The sequence below is a fragment of the Pseudomonas retamae genome, from assembly GCF_043496865.1.
Lineage (GTDB): Bacteria > Pseudomonadota > Gammaproteobacteria > Pseudomonadales > Pseudomonadaceae > Aquipseudomonas > Aquipseudomonas retamae.
Window position 1 is genome coordinate 119,163 of sequence record NZ_JBIEIL010000010.1, and the last position, 6,544, is coordinate 125,706.

The following is a 6,544-nucleotide window of genomic DNA, read 5'->3' on the forward strand; positions in this document are numbered from 1 at the left end:
CGAGACAGCATTGGCAGCGATTTGTCGGTTTTCATACGCCGTGGTGTTACACAAACTGTCGCTGGAAGTCACCGCTGCGGGCGGCAGCGGTGACTGGTGGCGCTTGCAGATGTTGATCGAGTGTAGGACGGACTTCGACAAAACGCGTTTAACCTGCGATTCGTCTGACGGACTCTGGCGAATAATCGGCGGGTTACGGCTGCCAGCTACTCTTTTCTCCGCTCAGTTTGCGATCAAGAAAGCTCGCCGCACTGATCAACGCCAGGTGGGTCAGCGCTTGTGGCGTGTTGCCCAGATGTCGGCCGTGGCTGTCGAATTCTTCGGCATACAGGCCCAGCGGGTTGGCGTAACGCAACAGTTGTTCAAACTCCAGATGGGCTTTTTCCACCTGGCCGGCGCGGGCCAGACATTCGACGTACCAGAACGAGCACGCCGCGAAGGCGCCTTCGGTGCCGGTCAAACCATCGATGTTGTCGGCGTCGTTGCGATAGCGATAGACCATGCCGTCGCGCACCAGACTCTTTTCGATCGCTTCGAGGGTCGATAGCCAGCGCGGGTCCTTGGCGCTGACAAAGCGCACCAGCGGCATCAGCAGCATCGAGCCGTCGAGGGCGGTGCCGCCCTTGTACTGCACGAAATGCCCGCGTTGTTCGTCCCAGAAGTTGTCCCAGATGTCGGCGTAGATCGCCTGTCGGGTCTGGTCCCATTGAGTGAACGGGGCGGGCAGCGAGCGTTTCGACGCCAGGCGGATGGCCCGGTCCAGCGCAACCCAACACATCAGCCGCGAGTGCAGAAAGTGATGCTGCTCACCGCGCATTTCCCAGATGCCGACGTCTTTGGTCTGCCAGGTCTCACAAACCTGATCGACGACTTCGCAGACGTGCTTCCAGCCCTCGTGAGAAATCGCATCGCCGTATTTGTTGACCAGATACACGGCGTCCATCAGCTCGCCAAAGATGTCGAGCTGGATCTGATCGTAAGCCTGATTGCCGATGCGCACCGGTTGCGCACCGCCATGCCCGGACAGGTGCGAAAGTTCGGTCTCGGGTAACTCCTGTTGGCCGTCGATGGCGTAGAGGATGTTCAGCTTCATCGGCTTGCCGCAGCAATCACTGACGCGTCCGCGTAGCCATTGCATGTAGTGGTTGGCTTCGTCGACGAAGCCCAGGCGCATGAACGCATACACGGTGAACGAGGCGTCGCGGATCCACGTATAGCGGTAGTCCCAGTTGCGCTCGCCGCCGCGTGATTCCGGCAGGCCGAACGTCGCGGCGGCGAGGATTGCGCCGTGGCGACGGGAAGTCAGCAGCTTGAGCGCGAGGGCCGAGCGATTGACCATTTCACGCCAGCGCCCGCGGTAGTTGGACTGGCCGATCCAGCCGCGCCAGAACTGCAAGGTGCGTTGCAGGCACAACTGCGCCGCGCCCTCCTGAAAGCGCGGATCGTCCTCGGCGCCGAGAATGAATTCGGCGCTTTGCTGGTGGGTCAGGGTGAAGGTGGCGACCGCCGCTTCAGTGTCGATGCTCAGTGGCTGATCGGCGGCCAGGCGCAGTGAGGGCTGGCCCTCGGCGCTGAACACCACGGTTTGTCCGTCCATATGCGCACGAGTGTCGGCACGGGCATAGTCGTGGCGCACGGCGCAGCGCATATGAAACGTCGCCTCACCGCTGACCACCCGCACCCGGCGCAGCAACACGGACAAGTCGTCCGGGTTGTCGGCCACCGGCAGCAGATCGGTGATTTCCACCACGGCGCGTTCGCTCAGCCAGCGGGTTTGCAGGACGTTGGTGTCGGGCAGGTAAATCTGTTCACGGCGCGCGTCCGGCAAGTCCGGCGCGAGCTGGAAGATGCCGGCTTCGGGGGTGTCCAGTAATGAACAGAAAATCGACGGGCTGTCGAACTCCGGCCAGCAGAAAAAATCCACGCTGCCACGGTCGTTGATCAGCGCGGCGCTGCGCATGTCGCCGATGATGCCGTGGGCATCGATGGCGCTTTGTCGTTCCGCAAGATGCTCAGCCATTGCCGCGAAACTCCGGATAGAGGCTCATGCCGCCGTCGATGAACAGGGTGGTGCCAACGATGTAATCGGAGGCATCCGAGGCGAGAAACACCACGGCGTTGGCGACGTCTTCGACATCGCCAATCCGGCCGTAGGGAATCAGTTCGAGAAGCTTTTGCGCGGCGTCGTCGGCGGTGGCTTTGGCGTTGATCGCCGTGCGAATCGCCCCCGGCGCGATACCGTTGATGCGAATGCGCTGATGGCTGACTTCCTGAGCCAGGGTCTGCATCAACTGGTCGACGCCACCCTTGGAGGCGGCGTAATTGACGTGCCCGGCCCAGGGAATGCGTTGATGCACCGAGCTCATGTGAATGATCTTGCCGGCGGCGCGCGACACGCCTTCGCGAATGCCCTGGCGATTGAAAATTCGCAGGGCAGCGCGGGCACAGAGGAACTGGCCGGTGAGGTTGACCCCGATCACTTTATTCCAGTCATCAAGGGTCATGTCTACCGCTGGCGCATCCTTTTGCAGGCCGGAATTGGCCAGCAGAATGTCCAGCGTGCCGAAGGCATCGAGGGTTTCGCTGAACAGCCGTTCGACCTCGTCCTCCTTCGACACATCGGCGCGGATGGCCAGCGCCTGGCCGCCGTCGGCGATGATCTGCCGGGCCAGTTCTTCAGCGGGCTCGGCGTTGCTGTTGTAGTTGATGACCACCGCGGCGCCGGCTTCGGCGAGGGCTTTGGCACAGGCGTGGCCGATGCCGGAGCTGGCACCGGTGACAATCGCGACTTGTCGGGCGAGGGAAATCTGCATGGAACGTTGCGCCTTGAGTGAGGGCTTACCTAGCTGACTGGTGGTGTGGCGCCAGAGTTCATTTGGCGCAAATGTTGAGGTGGTTTTGCTGGCGTCTTCGCGAGCAGGCTCGCTCCCACAGGGTTGGTGTACACCGCAAGTCCAAGGTGAGAGCGGCCTTTCACATTCCACCAACAATTCCCCGCTTCCCCCGCGCCGCGAGCCTATGGCAACGTGTCGGCCCTTGATGAGGCTGCAACCGATGGCGAATCCTTACCGCGAATTGTTCAACGCTTCCGGCGCGCGAAATTTCGTGCTGGCCGGAATGATCGCGCGCATGCCGATCTCCATGACCGGTATCGGCGTGATCACCATGCTTTCGCAACTCAAGGGCGGCTATGCGCTGGCCGGCGGCGTGGCGGCGACGTTTGCCCTGGCCACGGCGTTTTGTGCACCGCAGGTATCGCGGCTGGTCGACCGTTTCGGTCAGGGGCGGATTCTGCCGTTGTCGGCGCTGATCGGCGGCGGGGCGCTGTTGCTGTTGTTGCTGTGTACGCGGTTACAGGCACCGAGCTGGACGTTATTCGTGTTTGCCGCGCTGGCCGGCTGCATGCCGAGCATGTCGGCGATGGTGCGGGCGCGCTGGACCGAAATCTATCGCGGTCAGCCGCAATTGCAGACCGCCTACGCGCTGGAGTCGGTGCTCGACGAGGTGTGTTTTATCGTCGGCCCGCCGTTGTCGGTGGGCTTGTGTGTGGCGGTGTTCCCCGAGGCCGGACCGTTGGCGGCGCTGCTGGCGCTGGCAATTGGCGTGACTGCGTTTGTCGCCCAGCGCAGCACCGAGCCGCCGGTGCATCCGCATACGTCTGAACATCACGGCTCGATCATCGCCTCGACCGACGTGCAACTGCTGCTGGCCCTGATGATCGCCATGGGGGTGATCGTCGGCGTGGTCGATGTGGTCAGCGTCGCGTTCGCGCAACACCAGGGGCAACCGGCGGCGGCGAGCATCGTCTTGTCGGTGTATGCGATCGGCTCGTGTCTGGCGGGCATCGCCTTCGGCGCGATGCGTTCGAAACTGCCATTGCCGCGCTTGTTCTTGTACGGCGGGGTGGCGACGGCGGTGACCACGTTACCGTTGTTGCTGGCGAGCAATATTGTCGGCTTGTCGGTGGCAATGTTCGTTGCCGGGTTGTTCTTTTCGCCAACGCTGATTGTGGCCATGGCCTTGATCGAGCGCATCGTGCCGCCGGCCAAATTGACCGAAGGCCTGACCTGGCTGGTGACGGGTTTGAGCATAGGCGTGGCGATCGGCGCGGCGGGCTCCGGCGCCTTGGTCGATGCGTTCGGTGCGCGCAGCGGTTTCTGGCTGGCGATTGCCGCAGGGGCAGTGGTACTCGGCGCTGCGGTGCAGAGCTTCCGCCATTTGAAATAGATCGCTTCCTACAGGGGGCTTGTTACCAGCCCCGGCCCGAATTCACCCAGAAATTCACCGACAGCGAAGTCGACACCGACTCTACCTGGTGGAACCAGCCCTCCGGCAGAAACAGCAGGTCCCCGGCCTCCAGCGTCACCCGCAGAAACGGCACGTCGCGCGCGGCCGGGAAGCGCTGGTAATCCGGGGCGTCGGGATTGAAATCGCAACCATCCAGTCCGCCCTTCGGTGCCGTCGACCAGGTGCCCAGCGCCTGGCGATGATGCGGCGCGGCGAGGGTGAAGGTTTTTTGCCCCCAGACCTGCGCGAACAGATTATCGGTATCGTCGCGGTGCAGCGGGGTCAGCGTGCCTTTCGGGCCGATCCAGATGCGTGGCGGAATGAACTGCGCGGCATCGAAGTAGGGCGGGTACTTGATCTGCTGCAGCAGTTGCGCCGGGAGAATGTTATTGCCCATGTAGGCGGGCGGCTCGCCATCCGCGCGTTTGGCCGCCGGTTGGTCCAGCGAGGCGATGAACTCGGCCATTGAGGTCGAGCGAAAATCCCGCTCGGTGGAAAAGGTCTTCTTCACATAATCGCCGTGGCGAGTGATGCCCTGCAGCTCGGCGAAATGCACCAGCGATTCTTCGCGGCTGAGCTTGAACAACGGCCAGTCGTGCAGGGCGTTGCTGATGACCAGCGGAATGCCGTTGGGCAGGTAACGACTTTTGAATTCGGCAACCGACAGATCGTTGCGCGCAACGCGTTCGACGCTACGTTGCGTCGGCAGGCCGGCGGTGAGTTGTTCGCTGAAGCGTGGCGGCGTCGGGTAGCGCTTGTTCATGTCGACCTTTTCCACGACCGCGCCGCCGTGCATCGCGTGTTCGATGATTTGCGGCAGCAGCGTTGCCAGGCCCATGTTGCCGCCGATCTTCAGGCGGCCGCTGGCAAACAGCTCTTCGACGTTCGCCATGCCGGCCATGATCCCGAGAAAATCCTTTTCCGCGACTTCGATGGTCACGTCCGGGCTGGCGTGACGTCCCGGCAGCGTGCGGCTGTCGGCCTTGACCTCGGACCAGTAGGCCTGCTGCGGACCGAAGACGAATTGAAACACGCCTTCGATGCCGACAGCGCTGGCATTGGCGAACAGTTTGCCGAGAATGCTCTGCAGGTCCACGGTGATCCCTCGTTATTGGTTTTGGCCTGAACAGTTAACGAGCAGCCGTTTGCGGAATTTACCGGCCGGCGACTAATTTGCCTGCTTGCGCATCCGTTTCTCTCAACAGATGAATTTTTCGAGGGAAGTGTGGTGACTCAGTTGACCCTGCTGTGCCTGCCGTATTCCGGCGCCAGTGCCATGGTCTACAGCCGCTGGCGGCCGAAGCTGCCGCAGTGGCTGCGCTTGCAACCGGTCGAGCTGCCGGGGCGCGGTGCGCGTTTTAGCGAACCGCTGCACACCGATATGCGCGTGCTGGCGATGCAACTGGCCAAGGAACTGCGGCCGACCCTGCATGCACCCTATGCGCTGTTCGGCCACAGCCTTGGCGCCTTGCTGGCCTGTGAAATGGCCCATGCCTTGCGCGCGCTAGGCTGCGCGGAACCGGTGGCGCTGTTCGCTTCAGGCACGGCAGCGCCGACCCTGCGTGCCGATTACGATCGCGGCTTTGCTGAACCGAAGACCGACGCCGAACTGATCGAGCAACTGCGCACGCTCAACGGCACCCGCGAAGAAGTGCTCGCCAATAAAGAACTGATGAGCTTGACCCTGCCGATCCTGCGTGCCGATTTCCAGTTATGCGGCAAATTCGAGCCGCAGCAACGACCGTTGCTCAATTGCCCGGTGCACGTGCTCGGCGGCAAGGCCGACCGCGCCACCACCGAGCAGTTGATCGGCTGGAGCCGGGAAACCCACGGCAGCTTCTCGGTGGACATGCTGGCCGGCGGGCACTTCTTCATCCACGAGCACGAAGCCAAAGTGCTCAAGCTGATCAAGGATCAGTTGGAAGGGCATCACCGCCGCCACGCCATCGCCGCAACCGCCTGATCAACACCAAACCCCCACATTGGTTTATTTGGCAGGCCAAAAAATCCGATCCATCCCCGAATCCCTGTGGGAGCGAGCCTGCTCGCGAAAGCAATGGGTCAGTCACTCATGCATCGACTGACCGGACGCGTTCGCGAGCAGGCTCGCTCCCACAGGGGGTTTTGTGTGTGTCCGCAAAAGCCCTCGTTGTCTCGTCTGACAGTTGTTTTCATTCGCTAATTTTTCCGGTCTGCATTCGTTTTACAGGGATGACGTGCCTTTGTGCTTCCTGCCTACTGATCCGGATGCTGAAAA

At 62.1% G+C, this 6,544-nt stretch carries 5 protein-coding genes; 2 read left to right on the forward strand and 3 right to left on the reverse strand.

Annotated features, from left to right (window positions below):
* Nucleotides 1–193: 193 nt before the first annotated feature.
* Nucleotides 194–2,020 carry a glycoside hydrolase family 15 protein gene (locus ACGSLL_RS19925; protein ID WP_394507643.1) on the reverse strand — a complete coding sequence of 609 codons (1,827 nt, stop codon included), beginning with the start codon at nucleotides 2,018–2,020 and terminating at the stop codon, nucleotides 194–196.
* Nucleotides 2,013–2,813 carry a glucose 1-dehydrogenase gene (locus ACGSLL_RS19930; protein WP_394507644.1) on the reverse strand — a complete coding sequence of 267 codons (801 nt, stop codon included), beginning with the start codon at nucleotides 2,811–2,813 and terminating at the stop codon, nucleotides 2,013–2,015. Before ACGSLL_RS19930 ends, ACGSLL_RS19925 begins: the two co-directional genes overlap by 8 nt.
* A gap of 241 nt (nucleotides 2,814–3,054) precedes the next feature.
* Here ACGSLL_RS19930 and ACGSLL_RS19935 point away from each other — a divergent pair, with 241 nt between their 5' ends.
* Nucleotides 3,055–4,227 carry an MFS transporter gene (locus ACGSLL_RS19935; RefSeq protein WP_394507645.1) on the forward strand — a complete coding sequence of 391 codons (1,173 nt, stop codon included), beginning with the start codon at nucleotides 3,055–3,057 and terminating at the stop codon, nucleotides 4,225–4,227.
* 22 nt (nucleotides 4,228–4,249) lie between these two features.
* On the opposite strand, the gene ACGSLL_RS19940 is transcribed toward ACGSLL_RS19935, so the two are convergent.
* Nucleotides 4,250–5,383, reverse strand: a complete 1,134-nt coding sequence (locus tag ACGSLL_RS19940) for a cupin-like domain-containing protein (RefSeq protein ID WP_394507646.1) — start codon at nucleotides 5,381–5,383, stop codon at nucleotides 4,250–4,252.
* 129 nt (nucleotides 5,384–5,512) lie between these two features.
* Here ACGSLL_RS19940 and ACGSLL_RS19945 point away from each other — a divergent pair, with 129 nt between their 5' ends.
* Nucleotides 5,513–6,250 (forward strand): thioesterase II family protein, encoded by a 738-nt coding sequence (locus tag ACGSLL_RS19945; protein ID WP_394507647.1) that lies wholly within the window; start codon nucleotides 5,513–5,515, stop codon nucleotides 6,248–6,250.
* The last annotated feature ends 294 nt before the right edge of the window (nucleotides 6,251–6,544 follow it).